The 21923-nt window shown below is 64.6% G+C and carries 15 protein-coding genes; 4 read left to right on the forward strand and 11 right to left on the reverse strand.

The window, feature by feature from the left end; translation table 11 throughout:
* Window positions 1-115: 115 nt before the first annotated feature.
* From KEC45_RS03790 to KEC45_RS03830, 9 genes are all read right to left on the reverse strand, one after another.
* Window positions 116-1348: a molybdopterin molybdotransferase MoeA gene (locus tag KEC45_RS03790; RefSeq protein ID WP_083435851.1), complete on the reverse strand. Its 1233-nt coding sequence runs from the start codon at window positions 1346-1348 to the stop codon at window positions 116-118.
* The gene (gene cobA / locus KEC45_RS03795) at window positions 1341-2126 is read right to left on the reverse strand and encodes a uroporphyrinogen-III C-methyltransferase (protein ID WP_062182910.1); all 786 of its coding nucleotides are present in this window, start codon (window positions 2124-2126) and stop codon (window positions 1341-1343) included. Before cobA ends, KEC45_RS03790 begins: the two co-directional genes overlap by 8 nt.
* On the reverse strand, window positions 2116-4710 hold the full coding sequence (locus tag KEC45_RS03800; RefSeq protein ID WP_062182907.1) for a nitrate reductase: 2595 nt from the start codon (window positions 4708-4710) through the stop codon (window positions 2116-2118). Before KEC45_RS03800 ends, cobA begins: the two co-directional genes overlap by 11 nt.
* Window positions 4710-5051 (reverse strand): nitrite reductase small subunit NirD, encoded by a 342-nt coding sequence (nirD, locus tag KEC45_RS03805; RefSeq protein ID WP_062182904.1) that lies wholly within the window; start codon window positions 5049-5051, stop codon window positions 4710-4712. The genes KEC45_RS03800 and nirD overlap by 1 nt, the downstream gene beginning before the upstream one ends.
* A complete protein-coding gene (gene nirB / locus KEC45_RS03810) occupies window positions 5048-7543 on the reverse strand; it encodes a nitrite reductase large subunit NirB (protein ID WP_062182901.1) in 2496 nt (831 codons plus the stop codon). Before nirB ends, nirD begins: the two co-directional genes overlap by 4 nt.
* The gene (locus KEC45_RS03815; RefSeq protein ID WP_062182898.1) at window positions 7543-8745 is read right to left on the reverse strand and encodes an alginate export family protein; all 1203 of its coding nucleotides are present in this window, start codon (window positions 8743-8745) and stop codon (window positions 7543-7545) included. The genes nirB and KEC45_RS03815 overlap by 1 nt, the downstream gene beginning before the upstream one ends.
* 2 nt (window positions 8746-8747) lie before the next feature.
* Window positions 8748-9983, reverse strand: coding sequence for a NarK/NasA family nitrate transporter (locus tag KEC45_RS03820; RefSeq protein WP_062182895.1), 1236 nt, complete (start codon window positions 9981-9983; stop codon window positions 8748-8750).
* 248 nt (window positions 9984-10231) lie between these two features.
* Window positions 10232-11443 (reverse strand): CmpA/NrtA family ABC transporter substrate-binding protein, encoded by a 1212-nt coding sequence (locus tag KEC45_RS03825; RefSeq protein ID WP_062182892.1) that lies wholly within the window; start codon window positions 11441-11443, stop codon window positions 10232-10234.
* The gene (locus KEC45_RS03830) at window positions 11440-12021 is read right to left on the reverse strand and encodes an ANTAR domain-containing response regulator (protein WP_062182889.1); all 582 of its coding nucleotides are present in this window, start codon (window positions 12019-12021) and stop codon (window positions 11440-11442) included. Before KEC45_RS03830 ends, KEC45_RS03825 begins: the two co-directional genes overlap by 4 nt.
* A gap of 263 nt (window positions 12022-12284) precedes the next feature.
* Here KEC45_RS03830 and kdgD point away from each other — a divergent pair, with 263 nt between their 5' ends.
* The 3 genes from kdgD to KEC45_RS03845 are packed head-to-tail and all read left to right on the forward strand — an operon-like array spanning window position 12285 to window position 15672.
* Window positions 12285-13214: a 5-dehydro-4-deoxyglucarate dehydratase gene (gene kdgD, locus KEC45_RS03835; protein WP_062182886.1), complete on the forward strand. Its 930-nt coding sequence runs from the start codon at window positions 12285-12287 to the stop codon at window positions 13212-13214.
* A 17-nt stretch (window positions 13215-13231) separates the two neighbouring features.
* On the forward strand, window positions 13232-14122 hold the full coding sequence (locus KEC45_RS03840) for a LysR substrate-binding domain-containing protein (protein ID WP_062182883.1): 891 nt from the start codon (window positions 13232-13234) through the stop codon (window positions 14120-14122).
* A complete protein-coding gene (locus tag KEC45_RS03845; RefSeq protein WP_368389961.1) occupies window positions 14119-15672 on the forward strand; it encodes a carboxylesterase/lipase family protein in 1554 nt (517 codons plus the stop codon). Before KEC45_RS03840 ends, KEC45_RS03845 begins: the two co-directional genes overlap by 4 nt.
* A 4-nt stretch (window positions 15673-15676) precedes the next feature.
* Here the strand turns inward: KEC45_RS03845 and KEC45_RS03850 are convergent, their stop codons facing one another.
* Window positions 15677-17506, reverse strand: coding sequence for a hypothetical protein (locus KEC45_RS03850; protein WP_062182879.1), 1830 nt, complete (start codon window positions 17504-17506; stop codon window positions 15677-15679).
* Window positions 17503-18816, reverse strand: a complete 1314-nt coding sequence (locus KEC45_RS03855) for an MFS transporter (protein WP_062182876.1) — start codon at window positions 18814-18816, stop codon at window positions 17503-17505. The genes KEC45_RS03850 and KEC45_RS03855 overlap by 4 nt, the downstream gene beginning before the upstream one ends.
* A gap of 274 nt (window positions 18817-19090) precedes the next feature.
* Here KEC45_RS03855 and KEC45_RS03860 point away from each other — a divergent pair, with 274 nt between their 5' ends.
* Window positions 19091-21913, forward strand: a complete 2823-nt coding sequence (locus KEC45_RS03860) for a TonB-dependent receptor (RefSeq protein ID WP_062182874.1) — start codon at window positions 19091-19093, stop codon at window positions 21911-21913.
* Window positions 21914-21923: the final 10 nt, after the last annotated feature.

Consider the following 21923-nt stretch of genomic DNA (forward strand, 5'->3'; position numbering starts at 1 on the left):
ATCCTCTGTGCGATGTCGCGTAGCGCCGCCTCCGCTGTGCCGGAACGGCCAGGGTCGGCGGTTGCCGGCGCCGGGGTGCGAGCGAGAGGTTGCGCAAATCTGCGCGCAAGCAACGCTAGCAGCATAGAGGCAGCGTTGGCACGAGCATGCCGGGAAGGACGGGTGCGGCGTGGGCGCTGCGCCGCACCAGCGCGTTGCTTCGCGCTAGCCGGGCTTGTTGCGATGCGTCCTGCCGGTCCGCGACGGTGACGCCGCGATAGGAGGTCTCCCCGCAAAGGAAAGCCTCGCGCGCGCCATTCGCCTCGATCGGTGCGGCGGCGGGCAGAAGCTGCCAGGGCAGCGCGTCCGCGACGTCGCCGCCCATGAGCCGCGTGATGAGCGGCACGAGGAAGAGGCGCGCGATCGTCAGGGCTGCGGCGGGATTTCCAGGCAGTCCAATGATGTGGGCCGCTCCGGCCCTTCCGTACCACACCGGCTTTCCGGGCTTTATGTCGACATCGGCAAATGCAATTTCGAAGCCGAGCGGAGCGAAGGCGGCGCGGCCAAAGTCGCGATCGCCGCGCGATGCGCCGCCGAGGACGACGATGATATCGGATGCCGTGTCATGTTTTGCGCGCGCGATAGCCCCAGGATCGTCGGCAAGTCGGGCCTTCGCAACCACGTCGGCGCCAGCCGATCGACATAGTAATTCAATCGCGGCGGTCAGGCTGTCCGGGATCGAAAAGGCCGCGTCTGCTGCAGAGCCGGGGGCAAGTATCTCGTCTCCCGTCGTGAGAAGCAGGATGCGCGGGCGCCGCGTAACTGTGAGCCGACTATAGTCGCCCGCCGCGGCAACTATCGCGGTTGCGGGTGTGATCTTAGCGCCTGGTCGCAGGAGCAACTGCCCCCGCGCAAAGTCCGAGCCGTGTCGCCGGATGTGCGGCTTGCCGCGTGGCGGGCCCTCGATCGTCACGACGGCATCGACCTCGCGGCAATATTCGATCATGACGACGCGGTCGGCGCCGCCGGGCAGGGGAGCGCCGGTCATGACGCGGACTGTCTCGCCCGCTCCGATCTCGCCAGCGTCGCCGCTGCCTGCATAGCTGATCCCGATTTGCGTCAGCGTCGACGCCCCATCGACGAGATCGCACGCGCGAACCGCGTAGCCGTCCATTGCCGCGCAATCGAAGCGGGGGGAGTCGAGGCGGGCATGGACGGGATCGACGAGATGGCATCCCCCTGCATCGACCAGCGATAGGGTGATCGCCTCGAGCGGGACCGCATGGGCGACCAGAATCGCCAGAGCCATGTCATAGCTGATCGAGGCGGCGCATTCGGTGGCGGCGGTCATGGTGCCGAGTTTAGTCATGCGTCGTCTGCGCCATATTCTCGAAACTGGCAGGGGTGAGTTCCGCCAAGGCAACGGCCGCGCCGATGAGGATTAGCGTCGGAGCATCGGCAGCGAAGGATTTGACCGCCAGGTCAAGCAGATCGAGCCGCGTCGCCAGTCGCCGTTCCTCGGGCGCGCTGACATGGCACGCGATCATCACAGGCATTGCACCGGGCATTCCCGCCCGCATGAGTCCGCGCATGATCTCGCCGGCCGCCTCGCGTCCCATATAGAAGGCGAGGGTCGAGGCGCCCTGCGCAAGCGAGGCCCAGTCGATGTCGAGCGCGGCACCGCGCTTGCTGTGTGCCGTGACGAAGCGGACGTCGCGCGCCACGCCGCGGAGCGATAGCGACATGCCGGCAGAGGCGGCGGCGGCGCTCGCGGCAGTGACGCCGGGACAGATGCGGACTTCAAAGCCTGCCTCATGCAGCGCAGATATTTCTTCGGTCGCGCGGCCGAACAGGGTCGGGTCGCCGCCTTTGAGGCGAACGACGCGCTTGCCCGCACGCGCGGCGGTTACAAGCAGTGTGTCGATGGTCGCTTGATCCTTCGAGTGGCGGCCCGAGCGTTTGCCGACGCTCACGCGCTCCACCTGCGCTGGGATCAGCGCGAGCACGCCGTGGCCGACCAGCGCATCGTAAAAGACGACGTCGGCCTGCTCGATCAGTCTGACGGCTTTCATCGTCAGCAGTTCGGGATCGCCTGGACCGGCGCCGACCAGCCACACCATCCCGGGTGCAAAGTCGTTACGCTGCATCGCTCTTCTCCTCGGTCAGAATGCGCGCGAGCGCCGGTCGGCATGAGCCGCAATTGGTCCCAGCGCCGATCGCGGCCCCGATCGCCGAAACTGCGGCGAGATTCTGGTCGCGGATCGCCGCGACGATCGTCTTCAGTCCGATGTCGAAGCAGACACAGATCACCGGGCCGCGGTCGGCCTGAACGCCGGGCGCGCGGCCCGCGAGCAGCGTCGGCGCGACCTCGGGAGCGGAGAGCTGTGCGATCAGCCAATCGCGCGGCGGCAGTTCGCCACTCTCGGTGACGAATAGGGCGCCCGCGAGGCGGCCGTTCGCGACGATGGCGATGCGGCGCGTGCCGCGCGCGGCGTCCTGCGCCTCGATGCGTTCACCTTTTGGAAGCAGGGCTTCGACGGATTTGAGGTCGCCATTTCCCGCAACTTCCCACATCACCCCCGACGGCACCGCAACGCGCGTTGCCCACAGGCAGCGTGGGGTGTCGGAAAGTTCGCGCGACAGGAGCAGGAATCCGCGCCATTTGGAGGTGACGGCGGCGATCGACGCCGGAGTGCGCTTGAAACCTGGCTGGCCCGATACCGGATCGACGAGCGGACGCGGGAGCAGACCGGTACGCCCGCCACTCGACGTGCGGTCCGTCCAGTGGATCGGCACGAATAGTTCGCCCGGTCGCTGACCGCTGCTAAAGGCGACGCGATACAGGGCGGCGCCCTGCGGGGTTTCCACCCGCGCGAGGCCGCCGTCGGAGAGGTCCAGGCGGGCGCCGTCGTCGGGGTGCACCTCGACGAGCGGCTCGGCGCGATGTCGCGCGAGCTTCGGCGCAAGCCCGCTGCGCGTCATCGTATGCCATTGATCACGATAACGCCCGCTATTGAGCGTCAACGGCCACTTGGCGAGCGGTTCGGGCAGCGGCTTTTGCGCGACCGGAACGAGACGCGCGCGGCCATCCTCGGTCGAGAAATGCCCGTCGGCGAAGGGGTGCTCGCCGCCCCAACGGAAAGGCTCCATCGCATCATAGGCGGCGTTGCCCCCTTGCGCCGCGCCGGGCAGCGCGAACATCCGGGTGCCGTCGTTATCATAGTTCGAGAGGCGGCAATGTTCGCGCCAGATATCGGCGGGCCGGTCATAAGCAAAGGCGGTCTTCCAGCCCATCCGCCGCGCGACTTCCTTGACGATCCACCAGTCGGGCATGGCCTCGCCGGGCAGCGGGAAAAGCGCACGCTGGCGGCTGATCGTTCGGTCGCTGTTGGTGACCGTGCCGTCCTTCTCGCCCCATGCGGCGGCGGGCAGCCGGACGTGCGCGAAGGCGCCGGTATCGGTTTGCTCGATCACGTCGCTGACGACGACGAAGGGGCAGGCGGCGAGCGCTTCGCGCACCCGGTTCGCGTCGGGCATCGACACGGCAGGGTTGGTCGCCATCACCCACAGCGCCTTGATGCGTCCCTCGCCGACGGCGCGGAACAGGTCGACCGCCTTGAGTCCGGGCTTTTCCGCCATCGTCGGCGCGGCCCAGAAGCGCTGAACGCGCGCGCGGTTTTCGGGGGCGAAGTCCATATGCGCAGCAAGCGTCGAGGCGAGCCCGCCGACTTCGCGCCCGCCCATCGCATTGGGCTGGCCCGTGATCGAAAAGGGCGCCGCGCCCGGCTTGCCGATGCGGCCGGTTGCGAGATGGAGGTTGAGAATCGCGTTGACCTGATCGGTCCCGGCGGTCGACTGATTGATCCCCTGGCTGAACATCGTTACCGTGCGCGGATTGGCGGCGAACAGCTCATAGAAACGCCTGAGGTCGGCGACGGGCACGTCGCAGGTGCGCGCCATCGACCACAGGTCGTTCCCCTCTCCAAGCTGGTCCCAGAAGTCGGCGGGCACCGCGACATGCGCAGCGAGATAGGCTTCGTCGACGATATTCGCTGCGCGGCAATGATGAAGCAGACCGGTCATCAGCGCGACGTCGCTGCCCGGGCGGATCGCAAGGTGAAGGTCGGCCTCTTCGGCGGTTTCGGTACGGCGCGGGTCGATGACGACAAGCTTCGCACCCGCTTCGCAGCGCGCGCGGATGCGTTGATAGACGATCGGGTGGCACCAGGCGGTGTTCGATCCGACAAGGATGATCAGATCGGCGGCGTCGAGATCATTATAGGTCGCCGGAACGATATCCTCGCCAAACGCGCGCATATGACCCGCAACCGCGCTCGACATGCAGAGGCGCGAATTGGTGTCGATGTTCGCGGTGCCGATGAACCCCTTCATCAGCTTGTTCGCGACATAATAATCTTCAGTGAGCAGCTGGCCCGAGACATAGAAGGCGACGCTGTTCGGGCCGTGGCGCGCGATCGTCTCCTTGAAGCGCTTCGCGACAAGGTCGAGCGCGCGGTCCCAGCTTGCGCGCTTCTTGCCGATCATCGGATGGAGCAAGCGCCCTTCCAGCCCGACGGTTTCGCCGAGATGGGTTCCCTTCGAGCATAGTCGTCCGCGATTGGCGGGATGGTCGGGATCGCCCGCGATCTCGACCGTCCGTCCGCCCTTCACCGTCGCGCTGATCCCGCAGCCGACGCCGCAATAGGCGCAGGTCGTGCGGATCGGGTCCATCAGGCTGCGGCCTTCAATGTGCTGGCACGGCAGATGAGGACACGGCCGCCGTCGATCTTCACCGGCACCGTCGGCGTGCAGCCCTTGTCGTCGCCAAGCGCTTCGCCGCTCGATAGGCTGATCCGCCAATTGTGCAGCGGGCAGGCAACTGCGCCGCCATGGACGATGCCCTGGCTGAGGCGCCCATGTTTGTGCGGACAGCGGTCGAGCAGCGCGAATATCTTGCCCTCGGCGGTGCGAAACACCGCGATATCGTCGCCGCCTTCGACCTGCACGGTGCGGCTGCCGCGCACCGGGATCTGGTCGACCCAGCCGATGTCGAGCCATTCAGCGGTCGTCATGTCTCCATCTCCTCCAAAAATGCACGTTCCTGCGGGATGAAGCGCGCCATCGGTGCATGATGCTCGGCCTCGGCACCCTCGGCGCGCTGCGCCCAGGGATCGTCCTGGCTGAAGCTTTGCGAATAGAGGAAACGCGCGCGGAGCGCCTCGCGGCCTGCTTCGTCATCGACGATGCGCGCCTTGATATAGTCGACCCCGACGCGCTCGATCCAAGGTGCGGTGCGTTCCAGATAGCGCGCTTCTTCGCGATAGAGCTGGATGAAGGCCGCGCAATAATCCATCGCCTCCTGCTCGGTCGCGACCTTGCAGAGAAGGTCGGTAACGCGGACGTGAATCCCGCCATTGCCGCCGACGTGCAGCTCATATCCGCTGTCGACGCAGACGATGCCGAAATCCTTGATCGTCGCTTCGGCGCAGTTGCGCGGGCATCCCGACACCGCGATCTTGAACTTGTGCGGCATCCAGCTGCCCCAGCTCATCCGCTCGACCTTCACGCCAAGCCCCGTCGAATCCTGCGTGCCGAAGCGGCACCATTCGGATCCGACGCACGTCTTCACGGTCCGCAGCGACTTGCCATAGGCATGGCCCGACACCATTCCTGCGGCATTAAGGTCGGCCCAGACGGCGGGCAGATCCTCTTTCCTGATTCCGAATATGTCGAGCCGCTGACCGCCGGTGACCTTGACCATCGGCGCGTTGAACTTTTCGACGACGTCGGCGATCGCGCGGAGCTCGCGCGGATTGGTGAGCCCGCCCCACATGCGCGGCACGACCGAATAAGTGCCGTCCTTCTGAATATTGGCGTGCAGCCGTTCATTGACGAAACGGCTTTGCTGATCGTCGACATAATCGCCGGGGAGCGCGCAGAGCAGATAATAATTGAGCGCTGGCCGGCATGACGAGCAGCCGTCGGGGGTGGTCCAGTGCATCTTCTGCATCACTTCGGGGATCGAGCGCATGGCCTGCGCGACAATCTCGCGGCGGACATCGTCGTGGCCGAAGCTCGTGCATTTGCACATCGTTTTTGGCCCGCTCTGCACATCGTCGCCGAGCGTCAGCGCGAGCAGATTTTCGACGAGGCCGGTGCAGGAACCGCAACTCGCCGACGCCTTGCAGGTGCCGCGCACCGCGTCGAGGCTATGCGCCCCCTTGGCGATGCATGACACGACCTGACCCTTGGTGACGCCGTTGCAGCCGCAGATTTCCGCATCGTCGGAAAGCGCCGCAACGGCGGCCTTAGGGTCCGCAGCGCCTCCTCCCGAGGCGAAGGCCTGACCGAAGATCAGCATGTCGCGAAGCTCGGACACGTCTTCCTGGCGTTTGAGCAGGTCGAAGTACCAGCCACCATCGGCGGTGTCGCCATAGAGCACCGCACCGACGATGCGGTCGTCGCGGACGATCACGCGCTTGTAGACGCCGCGGCTGGCGTCGCGGAGGACGATATCCTCGCATCCGTCACCGCCTGAAAAGTCGCCCGCCGAAAAGACGTCGATCCCCGACACCTTGAGCTTGGTGGACGTGACCGAGCCGCGATAGCCGCTCGGCTGTTCGACCAGCCCGTCTGCGAGGCTGCGGCACATGTCCCACAGCGGCGCGACGAGGCCATAGACTTGCCCGTCATGCTCGACGCATTCGCCGACCGCGAGCACCGCGGGATCGCTCGTCACCATATGGTCGTCGACCTGAATGCCGCGTCCGACAGCCAGACCGGCGTCGCGCGCGAGCGCGGTCGAAGGGCGGATGCCGACCGCCATCACGACCAGGCTGGCGGGGATCAGCGTTCCGTCCTTGAGCCTCACGCCCTCGACCTTACCGTCGCCGATGATTTCGGCGGTGTCGGCGCCAGTCAGGATCGTCTGGCCGCGGCCTTCCAATGCCTGTTTGAGCAGCCAGCCCGCGGCTTCGTCGAGCTGCCGCTCCATCAGCGTCGGCATCAGGTGGATGACGGTGACTTTCATGCCGCGCAGGGTCAGCCCATGCGCCGCTTCGAGCCCGAGCAGGCCGCCGCCGATCACCACCGCGTCGCCTCCGGCATCGGCCGCGGCGAGCATCGTGTCGACGTCATCCATGTCGCGGAACGCGATCACACCGGGCAAATCCTTGCCGGGCACCGGGATGATGAAGGGATCGGAGCCAGTGGCGATCAGCAGCCGGTCATAGCGTTCGGTGGTGCCGCCGCGCGTCGTCACCGTCTTGGCATGGCGGTCGATCGCGACGACCGGATCGCCTGCGATCAGCGCAATTCCGTTCGACGCATACCAGTCGGCGTCGTTGATCACGATATCGTCGAAGCATTTCTCGCCCGCGAGGACGGGGGACAGCATGATGCGGTTGTAATTGACGCGCGGTTCGGCGCCGAAAATCGTCACGCGATAGCGGGCAGGATCGCGCGCGAGCAATTCCTCGATCGCGCGGCACCCGGCCATGCCATTGCCGATGACGATCAGATGCTCGCGCGCGTCGGCGGCACGGTCGATTGGGCGGTGTTCCATCAGAGCGTCCAGTCCAGTTGAAGCCAGAATTTTTCCGTGTCGGTGGCAAAGCCGTCGGCGTCGTAATTGGCGTAGCGCGCCGACGCGGTGCATTTGCCGAGCTTCGCGCTCGCGAGCAGGTCGATCTCGTCGCCATAGGCACGGCTCGCCCGGTCGCTGCGATAGTCGTGATAGACGGCTTGCAGCGTCACGGCGTTCAGCGGGCCGACGGCCTTCCAGCTCCAACCGGCGCTTGCATAAAGATCGCGCACGCCGTCGGGCGGGGTGATCAGAAACTTGTCCGCCCATCCCTGAAATTTGAAGCCGGTGGCAAGTGGGGTCTGAAAGCTGGTCAGCGCGGCCCCGTCGTCAGCACCGAGTATCTCATATCCGGCGCCGACACGGGGGCCTCCGAGATCGGCGGTAATGTCGGCGAGCCAATAGTCGGCCGCATAGTCGCTGGGATTGCGGTGCCAGTCCGACTGGCGCGCATAGCTTAGCTGATAGGCGAGCTTGGCTTTGCCAACCGGCTGGCTGCCCTCGAACCGAAGGCCATAGCTCTGGCTCGACAGGCGATAGCCTTGCATCGCCGCTTCGTCCTGGTCGACGAGATAGGCGAAGGCGGCGAGTTTGCCCGCGGGTGTCGCGACGCTGAGATTGCCGAAGAGATTGTCGCCCGACACGGCCTGTTGCCGCGCGCCTGCGCCGTCGATCCCCCAGATCGTCCGCACGCTCCAGGCATAGGCGAGGTCGGCCTTCACCCCTTTCACCGGCGCTATTTCGGCGCGCACGGCGTCGAAGCTCTGGCCGTTCTGGCGGAAGGCGACCGAGCCGACGAAGCGCTCATCATCGAACGCGAGGCGTTGGCGTCCGGCCGTTAGTGTAAAGGCCGGCTGGCTGAAACGAAGCTGCGCGCGTGAGAGCGCAATATTCTGCGGATCGGCGATCAGCGGTCGCGCGGCGGGGCCGTGCAGCCCGTCGAAATAGTCGTCGGCGATCGCCACATTGCCTTGGCCTTCGATCAGCGCCGACCACGGACCGGACTTCGCTTCGATTCCGGCACGGACTCGAAGGGTGAGGGCATCGGCGTCCGCCGCGAGGCCGTCCTGACCAACGCTTTCATAACGCAGTCGCGCTTCGCCGAGCGGCTTCAGCGCGACGTCCTGCGCCTGCGCCGCCCCGGCTGGCGCGAGCGCCAGAAGCAGGATGAGGGTGCGGTCCATGTTTAGATCCGCACGCCTTCGGCGGCACCCCATGTCGCGCGCCATTGGCCTTTGACGAACATCAGCCCGACGAGTGCGAGCAGCGCGAGCCCGGCAAAGATGTAGAAGCCGGGAGCAAAGCTGCCGCTCCACTGTTTCGCGATGCCGAGCGAGGAGGCGAGATAGAAGCCGCCTACGCCGCCCGCCATACCGACCAGCCCGGTCATCACGCCGATCTCGGCCGAAAAGCGCTGCGGCACGAGCTGGAACACCGAGCCGTTGCCGGTGCCGAGTGCGAGCATCGCGATGACGAACAGTCCGAGCGCGGCGGGAAGCGTGTCGGCCTGCGGTACGCCGGCCAGCGCAAGCGCCGCGACGACGAACACCGCCATCAATGCGCGCACCCCGCCGACCCGGTCGGCGAGCGCGCCACCCATCGGCCGCACCAGCGACCCCGCGAAGACGCACGCCGCGGTGCAATATCCCGCCATCACGGGGGTCAGGTGGAACTGGTCGGTGAAATAGATTGGCAGCGACGCGGCGAGCCCGACGAAGCCGCCAAAGGTCACCGCGTAAAAGGCCATCAGCCACCAGGCATCGACCGTCTTCAGCGGCTCGAAATAATGAACGAGCTTCTTTGGGGCAGGCGCGTTCGGCGCGTCCTTCGCCATGGCGAGATAGATGAAAAAGACGATTGTCAGCGGGATGCACGCAAGACCGAGGACGGCATTCCAACCGAACAGCTTGGCGAGGCCGGGCGCGAACAGCGCCGCGAGTACGGTTCCCGAATTGCCCATGCCCGCGAGCCCCATCGCCTTGCCCTGATGCTCGGGCGGATACCAGCGGCTGGCAAGCGGCAGGGCGATGGCGAAACTGGCGCCCGCAAAGCCGAGGATGATACCGAGTGCCAGCGTCCCGGCGAAGCTGTGAACGCCCATCAGCCAAGCCGTGAACAGCCCGGCGATCACGATGATCTGGCTGATGGCACCCGCGCGCTTCGGCCCGATGCGATCGACGAGCAGGCCGTTGACGACGCGCAACACCGCGCCGGCGAGCGTCGGCACCGCGACCATCAGCCCTTTCTGCGCAGGCGTCAGTCCCAAATCTTCGGAGATTGCCGGAGCGAGCGGCCCGAGGATCACCCACACCATGAAGGCAAGGTCGAAATAGAGAAAAGCGGCGACCAGCGTCGGCCAGTGGCCGCTGGTCCAGAAGTTCGACTTGGGCGCCATCCCGGCGCCTCCGGTTGCTGTCGTCATCGTCCGTCCCCTTGTGCGACGGGCAATAAAAAAGCCGCCAGGACGGCGGCCACGCGGGCGCATCCTGACGGCTTCATTGCCTGTTGGAGTGCAGGGAAAGGCTCCCTGCCTGCCGCGCGGACCGGTCCCTCCGTTGGAACCGTAGCCGCTTTGTCTCGCCCCGGCATCCTTGCCGAGTGCGTCAAGACTGCCTGATTCGCTCTATCCGCGCAACCGGTTATTTCGCACGTGCAGCATAATCTCGAAACCTAAGGAAGATCAGAGATATAGCTGTTGATATCATCGGGATCAAAGGCGCGTCCGTCGAAGAAGCGGTCGCTGCCAAGCGTCAACCGGCCTTGGGTCGACCCCGCTCCGATCGGTTCATCCAGCCCGCCTTCAAGCTTCGAACTCGCACCGGGGAGAGGCGCGCCAGATCCGGCAAGGGCAGCACGATAAACATCGGGACGGAAGACATTGCTGGCCGCCGTGGCGGCCTGGTTGTCGAATGCCATATCGTCCCAACGGACCATCTGAGAATAGAGCCACGCCGCCTGACTGCGCCAGGGAAAATTCGCTGCCTCGCGGTACTGGAACATGAAGTCTGGATAGTGGATCGGCGCGCCACCCGGTACCACCCGTATGCGGTCGGTGATAGCGCGGAGTATGGCATCGCGCGGTGCGTCGAGATATTCGGGACGAGCCAATATGTCGGCGCTTTCTTCGGCAGCGCCCGGCTCAATGAAGTGCGCCGCTGCAGCGTGCAACGCGCGGACAAGCGCCTCGACAGCATCGCGCCGTTCGTCGAGCACCGTCTCGCGCATCGCGAGCACCTTCTCGACACCGCGTCGCCAGATCTGCGCCGTCGCGAGGGCGATATGGCCAACGCCTCGTTCGACCGCGATCGAGTTCCACGGCTCGCCGACACAGATGCCGTCCACTTCGCTCGCCGCTAGCGCATCGGCGGCAAAGGGAGGGCTGGTGACAACGATCTCTACGTCGAGATCGGGGCGGATGCCGACGCCTGCAAGCCAGTAGCGCAGCATATAATTGTGACTCGAATAGCGGTGTACGACGCCGAAGCGCAGCCGTTTGCCCGCCGCGATCCGCGCCTCGGCAACGTGCTTCAGGGCCGCGCCGATCAGGATCGGGTCGCCAAGTCCGTCGGCGAGGCCGACCTCCGACGCAAGCTTCGCCGAAAAGGTGACCGCATTGCCGTTGAGCCCGAGCACGAAGGGTACCGCGAGCGGGACCGCCGGACGGTCACGTCCCAGCGTCGTCGCGATCGCGAGCGGAGCGATCATGTGCGCCGCATCGGTATGACCGTAGAGCAGACGGTCGCGGACTGTAGCCCATGTCATGTCGCGAATCAGTTCGAGCTTGAGGCCCTCCGTTTCCGCAAATCCCAGCTCGTGAGCGAGGATCGGCAGCGCGGCATCGACGAGCGGCAAGAATCCGATACGGATACGCTCGATGGTCATTCCATGTCTCCCATCAGCGCTTCGCTGGTCACGATCGCCTCCGCGATTTCCGAGATGCGACGGTTAGTGCGCATCGCCTGGCCGCGGAGCAACGCATAGGCTTCGGGCTCGTCGATCTGGCGCCGCTTCATCAGGATCGCCTTGGCCCTGTCGATCACCGCGCGCTCGGCCAGTGCGTTCTTGGCATCGTCCAGCTCGCGTTGTAGCGACGAAAAGGCTTGGAAACGTCGCACCGCCAGGTCGAGCACGGGCTTGATACGCTGCTGCGAAAGACCGTCGACGACATAAGCGGAAACTCCCGCGTCGATCGCAGCAAATGTGGACTCCGTATCGCTTTGATCGACGAACATCGCAATCGGCCGCGAAAGCGCGCGCGACATGGCGAAGAAATCTTCGAGCAGGTCGCGACTTGGATTTTCAAGGTTGATCAGGACGACCTCGGGGGTCGCCGCCTCGATCTGCGCGACCAGAGGACCGGCGGGATCGATCAGCACGAGATCATCGAGGCCAGCCTCGCGCAGGCCGTCGGAGATGATGGCGGCGCGCGTCTTGCTTGTGTCGATGATCGCGATCCTCATGATCGCGCCTTTACGCTGCAGCGCACAAATCTGCTAGCTGGTTTCTTATTTGTGTATGTTTCAGGCTGGCGGATGACGGCTTCTTGAAATTATCGTCCGAAAGCTGACAGTCTCCAACCGGTCAGCATCTGTTTTGAACAAGCTAATCCGCGCATCAATCAAGCGCGCCTTTGGTTTGGACCCTTTCAGGCGCCTCACCTAGAAATCGCATCAACCTGGTCGCGTTTGGCGGCCGTTGGCGGTAATCGCAAAGGAGAGGCTTGATGGATCCGGTGGCAATGGGGCGGAAGTTGGGCGAGGGTTTGCTTTCCTTTCCCGTGACGCATTTCGATGCAAACGGTGCATTTGACGAAGCTCCCTATCGCGAACATTGCGCCTGGATGCTGGATCATGAACTTGCTGGCCTGTTTGCGGCGGGCGGTACCGGCGAGTTTTTCTCGCTGACGCCGACCGAGGTCGTGGACGTCGTTCGTGCCGCCGTTGCCGAAGGGAAGGGCAAGGTGCCCGTCATTTCAGGCTGCGGCTATGGTACGGCTATCGCGGTCGAGATCGCACGCGGCGCTGAAAAGGCGGGGGCCGATGGTCTGCTGCTGCTGCCACCCTATCTGGTCGGATCGAAGCAGGAAGGGCTCGCGGCCCACATCGAGGCGGTGTGCAAGGCCACCGGGCTGGGCGTCATCGTTTATAACCGCGACAATGCGATCCTCGACGATGAGACGCTGGCGGGCCTTTGCGATCGCAACCCCAACCTGGTCGGTTTCAAGGATGGCGTCGGCGATATCGAACTGATGACACGCGTCTATGCCCGCATGGGAGACCGCCTGACCTACATTGGCGGACTTCCGACCGCCGAGACCTTTGCGACGCCCTACCTCACCATGGGCGTGACCACATATTCGTCGGCGATCTTCAATTTCATGCCCGAATGGGCGCTCGACTTTTACAAGTCGGTGCGCGCGGGCGATCAGACCGAGGTCATGAATCAGCTTCGGCAGTTCGTGCTGCCCTATATCGCGCTTCGTAACCGTGGCCGCGGCTATGCCGTGTCGATCGTCAAAGCGGGCTGCCGCGTCGTCGGACGCGATGCCGGGCCGGTGCGCTCGCCACTTACCGACCTCAGCGCCGCCGAAGAGCAGGAGCTGCGCGCGCTGATCGAGCGCGCTTCGCCAAAGGCTCTTTCAGCGGCGGCTTGACCGGATTAGGCTGGGCCATGTTCGAACTCAGCCAACTTCGCTGCTTCGTCGCCGCTGCCGAGGAACTCCACTTCGGCCGCGCGGCACAGCGGCTCAATATGACCCAGTCGCCACTCAGCCGGCAGATCCAGCTGCTTGAGCGAATCCTCGACGTGACATTGCTCGAGAGAACCAGCCGCAATGTCTCGTTGACGCCTGCGGGGCGCGTGTTTCTGATCGAGGCGCGGCGGATCGTGCGCCTGGCAGAAAGTGCCTCGCTGTCGGCGCGCCGCGTCGCGAAGGGCGATGCTGGCAAGGTCGGTATCGGTTTCACCGCCGTGTCGGGCTATACGCTGGTTCCGCGTATCGTGACGCAGGCGCGCGCCACTCTGCCCAATATCGAACTCGAACTGCGCGAGATGGTGACCAGCGACCAGACCGATGCGCTGCTGACCGGCCTTATCGACATCGGTTTCGTCCGCCCGCCCGTTGAACGCGGCGAGTTCAACTCGATCCTCGCGCTCAGCGAACCGCTCGTCGTCGCGCTGCCGCTCGGCGATCCGCGGCAGGCGCAATCGGTGCTCGAACCTGCCGACCTCGATGACAAGCCGCTGATCATGTATTCGCGGCAGGGCGCAGGCTATTTTCATGACCTGCTGGCGCGTATCTTCGACGAGGCAGGCGTGTCGCCGCACTATGTCCAGCATGTGACGCAAATCCATTCGATGCTGGGGCTGGTACGCGCGGGGCTGGCCGCTGCGGTGGTCCCGCGCTCTTCGATGGGGCTGCATCCCGACGACGTGCAGTTCCGCGAGCTGACCACAACGCCTGAGCAGCCGGTCGAACTTTACATGGCTTGGCGCCGCGACAACGCCAATCCGGCGACCGAACCGATGCGACGCCTGTGCATGGAGGTCATGGCCGCGTGATCGCCCGCCGCCAACTGATGGCGGGTGCGGGGGCGGCGATGCTGCTGCCGCCGGCAGCGTGGGCCAAGGGAGGCGGCGACCCGGTTGCGATGACGCGCTACGGCCGCGTGCGGGGCCTTCGCGAGGCGGGTGTGCTGGCGTTTCGCGGTGTCCGCTACGGCGCCGACACCGCGCCGCGCCGTTTCGAACGCGCACTCGCACCGACGCCTTGGCGGGGCATTGCCGACGCGACGGTCTATGGTGCGGCGGCGCCGCAGACCAAGGCCAGCGAGCGCATCAGCGAGGACTGCCTGTTCCTCAACATATGGACTCCGGCGCTCGACGGCGCACGGCGGCCGGTGATGGTTTATCTGCACGGCGGAGCGCACGCACATGGGTCGGGGTCGGATCCGCTCTATGACGGCAGCAATCTCGTCCGGCGCGGCGATGTCGTCGTGGTGACGCTCAACCACCGGCTCGCGGCGTTGGGCTACGCCTATCTGGCCCGGCTCGGCGGGCCGGCGGAGTCGGGCAATGTCGGCAATCTCGACATCATTTTCGCGCTGCAATGGATCCGCGACAATATCGCCGGCTTCGGCGGCGACCCGGGCCGCGTGATGATCTTTGGCCAGTCGGGCGGCGGCGCGAAAGTCGTGACGCTGATGGCGATGGAAGAGGCGCGACCACTGTTCCACAGCGCCGCGACCATGAGCGGTCAGCATGTGACCGCGGCCGGTCCCAATCACGCGACCGAGCGTGCGAAGGCGTGGATGGCAAAGGCCGGTGCGGCGTCGTTCGACGATTTGCGTACCTTGCCCGTCGAACGCCTGATCGAGGCGATGGGGATGGCCGATCCGCTTGAGGGGAAGGGCGAAATAAGCTTCACCTCAACGCTCGACCATCATGTCCTGAAGCGCCATCCCTTTTACCCCGGCGCTCCGCGTGAGGCGGCTTCGATCCCCCTTATCGTGGGCAATACCCATGACGAGACGGGGTTGTGGATCGCCGAAACGCTCAAGCGCGGCGACACCGACTGGGACAATCTGCCGACCCGGCTGGAGCGCGAGATCGTCAAGGATGTCGACCCGGTGTGGCTCGCCGAACGATATCGTGCGCTCTATCCCGATCGGACGCCGGGGCAGATATTGCTCGCGGCATCGACGGCGGCGCGGTCGTGGCCGGGGCATCTGATCCAGGCCGAGGAACGCGCGCGAATTGGCGCGCCGACGTGGATGTATCAGCTCGATTTTCCGTCGCCCGAGGCGGGCGGCGTGCTTGGCGCATTCCACACGCTCGACATCGGGCTGGTGTTCGACAATGTGCAGCTTGCCGAGGCGCGCACCGGGAACAGCCCGCAGGCGCGGACGCTGGCTGGCCAGATGGCCGATGCCTTCGTTCGGCTTGCGCGGAGCGGCGATCCCAATGGCGGCTCGCTGCCCCTCTGGCCGCATTATGACCTGGACGCGCGGGCGACGATGATCTTCGACCGCGAGGTTCGGGTCGAGAATGACCCGCGCCGCGCCGAGCGCGAATTGCTGTCGGTCGCGCCCTATATCAAGCCGGGCGGCTGAAGCCTCAGCGATCCCAGGGAAAGGCCAGGGTGGGCCGATTGGCGTAACGCGCCATCGCAAGTTTGAGCTGCGTTCCGCATCCCGGTTCGAGCCGTAACGCAAAATCGCGACCGCCGACATGCCGCTTGCCGCCGTCCCATTCCACCGTGTCGATGCGATGTTCGGCGTAGGTGCCGCCCTGTATGATCAGGTTCCGCGGCGCGGCGCCGATGTTGATCAACGTCACCTCTGTCTGCGTGTCGCCGAGGCTGTGGACGAGCGCCGCCACATCGTCGGGAACGCCGGCACGCCGCCGGTCGGCGTCGAAATAGCGCAGGCGACAATGGAGCGGCACGCCCCCCTGCGGTGCGGTCGTCGGCGACCATGGCGGCCGGGCGATATGGAGGCCGCCCGTCATCGTCTGGATCAGCGCTTTCGCGGCCGCCGGGTTAATCCCGAGCGTCCAGTCCGCGAGCCGCTCGTCGGGCGCGGTCTTGTCGGCTTCGGCGATCGCGACGCGCTTTGCGACATGATCGAGATCTGCTTGCAGCGCCTGTTCGGGATAGGCCGCGTTCCGGCCTTCGAGGAAGTCGATCCACGGATGGCTGCCCGCTGCCTCGCGGTCGGCGGCTTCCTGCGTCGCGTACCAGATTTCGAAGCCGTTGGTGCGATAGGGGCCGGGCTTCCACCCGTACCAGCCGTCGGCATTATGCATCGTCGGCGCAGACATCACGCCATCGACCAATTTGCTCTGTTCGTTGATCCGCACGTTCATCTCGCGCCACAGGCGGAGGTAGTCGCGATCGCCGGAGAGCAGCAGGGCGTTGAAGAATGTCGTGATCGACCGCGGCACACGGTTGCGATTTTCGCGCTCGCCGGTTTGCGGAACGACGGGCGAGAAACCCCAACCATAAACACCCTGCCACCAGTCGGCACCGACGCTTCCATCGGCGGCAACGCGGCTCGGCAATATGCCGTTATTGGCGCGGGCGCGCTCGGCCCAGGCCGTCAGATAGTCGAGCGCCCAGCGCCGAAACCGGTCACCGGCACCGAGCGCATAGGCATTGAGGCCAAGTGTCGTGGCTTGCAGGTTCAGCGGATTGTCGCCGGCGACATCGCCATATTCGGCATAATGCGCCAGGAATTGCGCGTAATCATCCTCGCCATGTTCCAGGTGGAAACGCTCGGCGTCGAAGGGATCGCCCGCCCAGTCGAGCGCTGTGACCGCGCCGGGCGCCGGGCCGCGGCTGCCATTCATCAGGCTGCGCATGACGCGGTGGCGCGGGTCGTAATTGGCGACGCTGCGGTCGCGTCCCGTGTACAGATCGGCGAAACGGCGCGTGCGGTCGAACAGCTTGCGGTCGCGCGGCGCGCTCATGCCCATGACGTTGAAGGTCGTCAGCCCCTCGGCATTATGCTGCCAGTCCATCCGGACGGGGAATTCGCGATAATACATGCCCTGGCGTGCGATTGCGACGTCGACGGTCTTTGCGGCGGTATATTGGCGGATATGCCCGTCCCAGAAACGCTGCGAGAGGCTAAGCAGCTTGTCGGAGCCGCCGAGCGCGTGGAGCGTTATCCAGTCGTTCGTCGCCTCGGCCGCATCGTCGGGGCCGTCGTTGGCGCCCCAGCGTGCAAAGATTTTCAGCGCGTCGTTCGCATCGACATATTTCGCGTAGAACGCCTCGCATGCCTCGGCATTCGCCTTGAGCAGGCGGCGCTGCAACCTCGCCCAGCCGGGCGCCGCCATCGGCGTCGCAATCCGCACCGCACGGGCCGGCCCATTGGCGAGCGCTTTCGGCGCCGCGAGAAGAGTGCCGCTCGCTACAAGGAACGTCCGGCGCGAAAATGTCATACGGTCAGTTCCAGGCGGCGGATCGGACCGACGATCCAGACATAGGCGACGATCGTCAGCAGGCAGTGGATCGCGACGAAGGCGAGCGCGAGGTCGAATGAGCCGGTCGCCGCGACGATATAGCCGACCACGATTGGCGTCACGATCCCGGCAATGTTACCGAACATGTTGAACACGCCTCCCGACAGACCGGCGAGCTGTTTGGGCGCGACATCGGCCATCACCGCCCAGCCGAGCGAGGCCACACCTTTGCCGAAGAACGCTATCGCCATCAACGTGATGACCAGCCATTCCTGCTCGGCCCAGACGCAGGCGAGAATTGCGGTGGCGAGCAGCATCCCGATGACGAGCGGCGTCTTGCGCGCCTTGTCGAGGTTCCCGCTGGTCTTGAGGATGCGGTCTGAAATTACCCCGCCTGCGAGCCCGCCGATGAAGCCGCATGCCGCCGGCAACGCCGCGGCGAACCCTGCCTCCATAATGTTGAGGCCGCGCTCCTTGACCAGATAGATCGGGAACCAGGTGACGAAGAAATAGGTCAGCACATTGATGCAATATTGGCCGAGATAGATTCCCAGCATCATCCGGTTCGATAGCAGCAGCCGGAAATTGGGCCATGAGAAGGCCGGTGCCGTCTTGCTGCGATCTTCCATCGAAACCTGTCCGCCGCCCTCGCGGATATGATCGAGTTCGGCCTTGTTGACGCGCGGATGCTGTTCGGGGCCATGAATCTGGCTGACGAAAAGCAGCGCCGCCAGAATGCCGAGCGCACCCATCGTCCAGAATACCGAGCGCCATCCATGTTCGTGGACGAGCCACCCCATCAGCGGCGCAAAGGCGACGAGCGAGAAATATTGGGCGCTGTTGAAGATCGCCGAAGCGGTGCCGCGTTCGGCGCCGGGGAACCATGCGGCGACCAGCCGCGCATTGCCGGGGAAGGACGGTGCTTCGGCAAGGCCGACGAGGAAGCGCAGCAGGAAGAGCGTGGTGACGGCGGCGAGGCCGGGGATAAAGCCGACGAACCCCTGTGCCGCGGTGAATAGCGACCAGATGAGGATGGCCGAGGCGTAAACGCGCTTCGTACCGAACTTGTCGAGCAGTGCGCCGCCCGGAATTTGCGCCAGCGCATAAGCCCATGCGAATGCCGAGAGAATATAGCCGGTCTGGATCGGGCTCAGCGCGAGTTCGCGCGAAGCCTCTTCGCCCGCGATCGAAAATGTTGCGCGATCGGCATAGTTGATCGTCGTGATGACAAAGATCAGCGCAATGATCCAATAGCGCGTTCTCGTCGGCTTTTCGGCGTCCTGGATCATGATCCTCTCCCTGATGACCGGAAGCACTCGCGGCTTTTACGGTGGAGTGACGCTAGCGACTGCAGCTTCGCCGGTCCAAGCTGAAAGTTGGAACGATCCAGCCAAGTCATGGCTCGATCATTGCCGCAAAGTGCGCTTTGCAGCCAATCGGTGCGCGATCGGCAATGATCAATGCTTGATTGAGGTTGGCTTTATGGGGGCTACTGGCGTTAGCCGTTGGACATTCAAACCGTACGACTTGCCGCACGACGGCAAGCAGGAGAGGGGATTACCGATGGCAACTTCCGCAATGAGCAACATCAAGATCGGCCTTTTCGCAGGGGCGGCATCCTTGGCGCTCGTCCATCCGGGCGTGGCACAGGCACAGGATGCGGCCGCTGCCGAGCAGGCCGAATCGGCCGGTACTGCGGAAGCTGCCCCCGAAGGCGCCGGCGAGGAAATCATCGTCACGGGCTTTCGCCAGAGCCTCACCAGCGCGCTCAATATGAAGCGCAACGAAACGGCCTCGATCGACGCGATCAAGGCCGAGGATATCGCCGAATTTCCCGATCTCAACCTAGCCGAGTCGCTTCAGCGCATTCCGGGCGTCGCGATCAGCCGCGTGAACGGCGAAGGCCGCAACATCTCGGTCCGCGGCCTTGGCCCCGAATATACGCGCGTGCGCATCAACGGCATGGAAGCGATCGGCACGAGTGGAGGCACCGACAATTCGGGCGGGGTCAATCGCGGCCGCGGTTTCGACTTCAACATCTTCTCGTCGGACCTGTTCAACAGCCTTGCGGTCCGCAAGACGGCGAGCGCGGAGGTCGAAGAGGGCTCGCTCGGCGCCACCGTCGATCTGCAGGTCGCGCGCCCGTTCGACTTCAAGAAATCCACCGCGGTGCTTTCGGTCCAGGGAAGCTATAATGATCTCGCCCGCAAGCTGACCCCCCGCTTCTCGGGGCTCGTTACCGTCTCGAACCCCGACGAAACCTTCGGCGTGCTTGTCTCGCTCGCTTATGAAGAGCGCCGGATCCGCGAAGAGGGCGCGAATATCACGCGTTGGACCTATGGCGGTTTCAACGGCGGTTTCAGCCCACAGTCGACGCTGCAGGGGTACACGCCGGCGCAGATCAACAACGGCACCAACCTCGACACGGCGCTGTTCCATCCGCGCATCCCGGGTCTCGTCAGCTATGACATCAACCAAAAGCGGCTTGGCGCGGCGGTATCGGTGCAGTTCCGTCCGTCGGACAGCACGCTGATCTCGATCGACGGCCTTTATTCGCGTCTCGACGGCACCCGCGCTGAAAGCCAGTTTCAGGCGATTAGCTTCAGCCGGTCGGGCACCGGAAAGCCGCAGACGATCATCCGCTCGGGCGTCGTCGACGCGAACAACAACATCATCAGTGGCACATTCGACAATGTCGATCTGCGCACCCAATCGCGCTACGATGTCCTCAAGACCGACTTCCACCAGCTCACCGCCAACCTCGAGCAGGAATTCGGCGACAAGCTGAAGTTCACCGGCCTTGTCGGTCATTCGAAATCGGCGTTCCGCAACCCGGTGCAGACGACGGTCACGATCGACGCGGCGAACACCAATGGTTTCTTCTATGATTTCTCGTCGCGTTTCCCGACGATCAGGCCGGGCGTCGACGTCGCCAACCCCGCGACCTTCGCCTTCACCAACGGCACGTCCGAAGTCCGCATCCGTCCGCAGACGGTCGACAACAGCTTCACCACGGCAAAGGGTGCGCTGGCGTGGGAGGCGAGCGATGTCATCACGCTGAAGGCCGGTGTCGACTGGCGCCGCTTCACCTATGACTCGACCGAACGCCGACGCTTACAGGGCGAGACGGTCGTTACGACGCTTACCCCTGCACAGCTCGCGCCGCTGACGAGCGTCTATTCAGGGTTCGGCCGCGGGCTCAATCTGCCCGATGGCACGATCACCAGTTGGGTCGTCCCCAACCTCGACGCGTTCCTCGCGGCCCTCAATACGCCGACGAACCCGACCTACGCGACTGGCGGCATCGAAAATGCCACGGCGCGCGGTTCGTTCATCACGGTGGAGGAGAAAGACCTCGGCGCGTGGGGCATGGCTGAATTCAACCTGGAGAGCGCGGGGCTCCCGCTGCGCGGCGACATTGGCGTACGCTATGTCGACACCAAGCAAAACTCGACCGGCTATGCGAGCCAGGGAGCGGCAATCAACCTGGTCGAAGCGAACCGATCCTACGGTCGCTGGCTGCCGTCGGCCAACCTCGTCTTCGACGTGACCGATAATCTGCTCGTGCGGGTCGCGGCGGCGAAGACGATGTCGCGCGCAGGAATCGCCTCGATTACGCCGGGCGGCAATCTCAACGTGTCCGGTGGCAACCGCACCTTCAGCTCGGGCAACCCCGACCTCAAGCCGACCGAGTCCGACAATCTCGACCTTAGCGTCGAATGGTATCCGACGCCTGGCGCCATCTATGCCGTCTCGGGCTTCTACAAGAATATCGGGACTTTCGTTCAGTCGCTCAGCACCTCGGTGCCCTTCGCCGACCTCGGCCTTCCGGCATCGCTGCTGACCGGCACCACGGCGTCGCCGACCGACATCTTCATCGTCAGCCAGCCGGTCAATTCCAGCGGCGGCAAGCTGAAGGGTTTCGAAGTCAATGTGCAGCAGCCCTTCAATTTCTTCGATGGTTTCCTGTCGAACTTCGGCGTGCTGGCAAACTACACCTATGTCAGCTCGAATATCGAATATCTGACTTCGGCGAATGGCAGCACATCGGTGCGTGCGCCCCTGGTGGGCCTGTCGAAGCACGCCGCGAACGCGACGCTATATTATGAAGATTCGAAATTCTCGGTCCGTGGGTCGGCCTCCTATCGGTCGAAATATCTCACCGCGGTTCCGGGCACCGAAGGCAATGCGTGGAACGGCACGAACAGCACGTTGAATTTCGACGCGCAGCTTTCCTACGCGATCAACGACCGGCTCAAGCTGAGCCTCGAAATGATCAATCTGACCGACGAGAAGAATGATCAATATGTGGACGAGACGAACCGCCTGAGCGTGCTCACCCACAGCGGCCGGCAGTTCAACTTCGGCCTGCGTTTCAGCCTGTAACGGAAGGGAA

Source organism: Sphingopyxis sp. USTB-05, from assembly GCF_023822045.1.
In the GTDB taxonomy this organism is placed as follows: domain Bacteria; phylum Pseudomonadota; class Alphaproteobacteria; order Sphingomonadales; family Sphingomonadaceae; genus Sphingopyxis.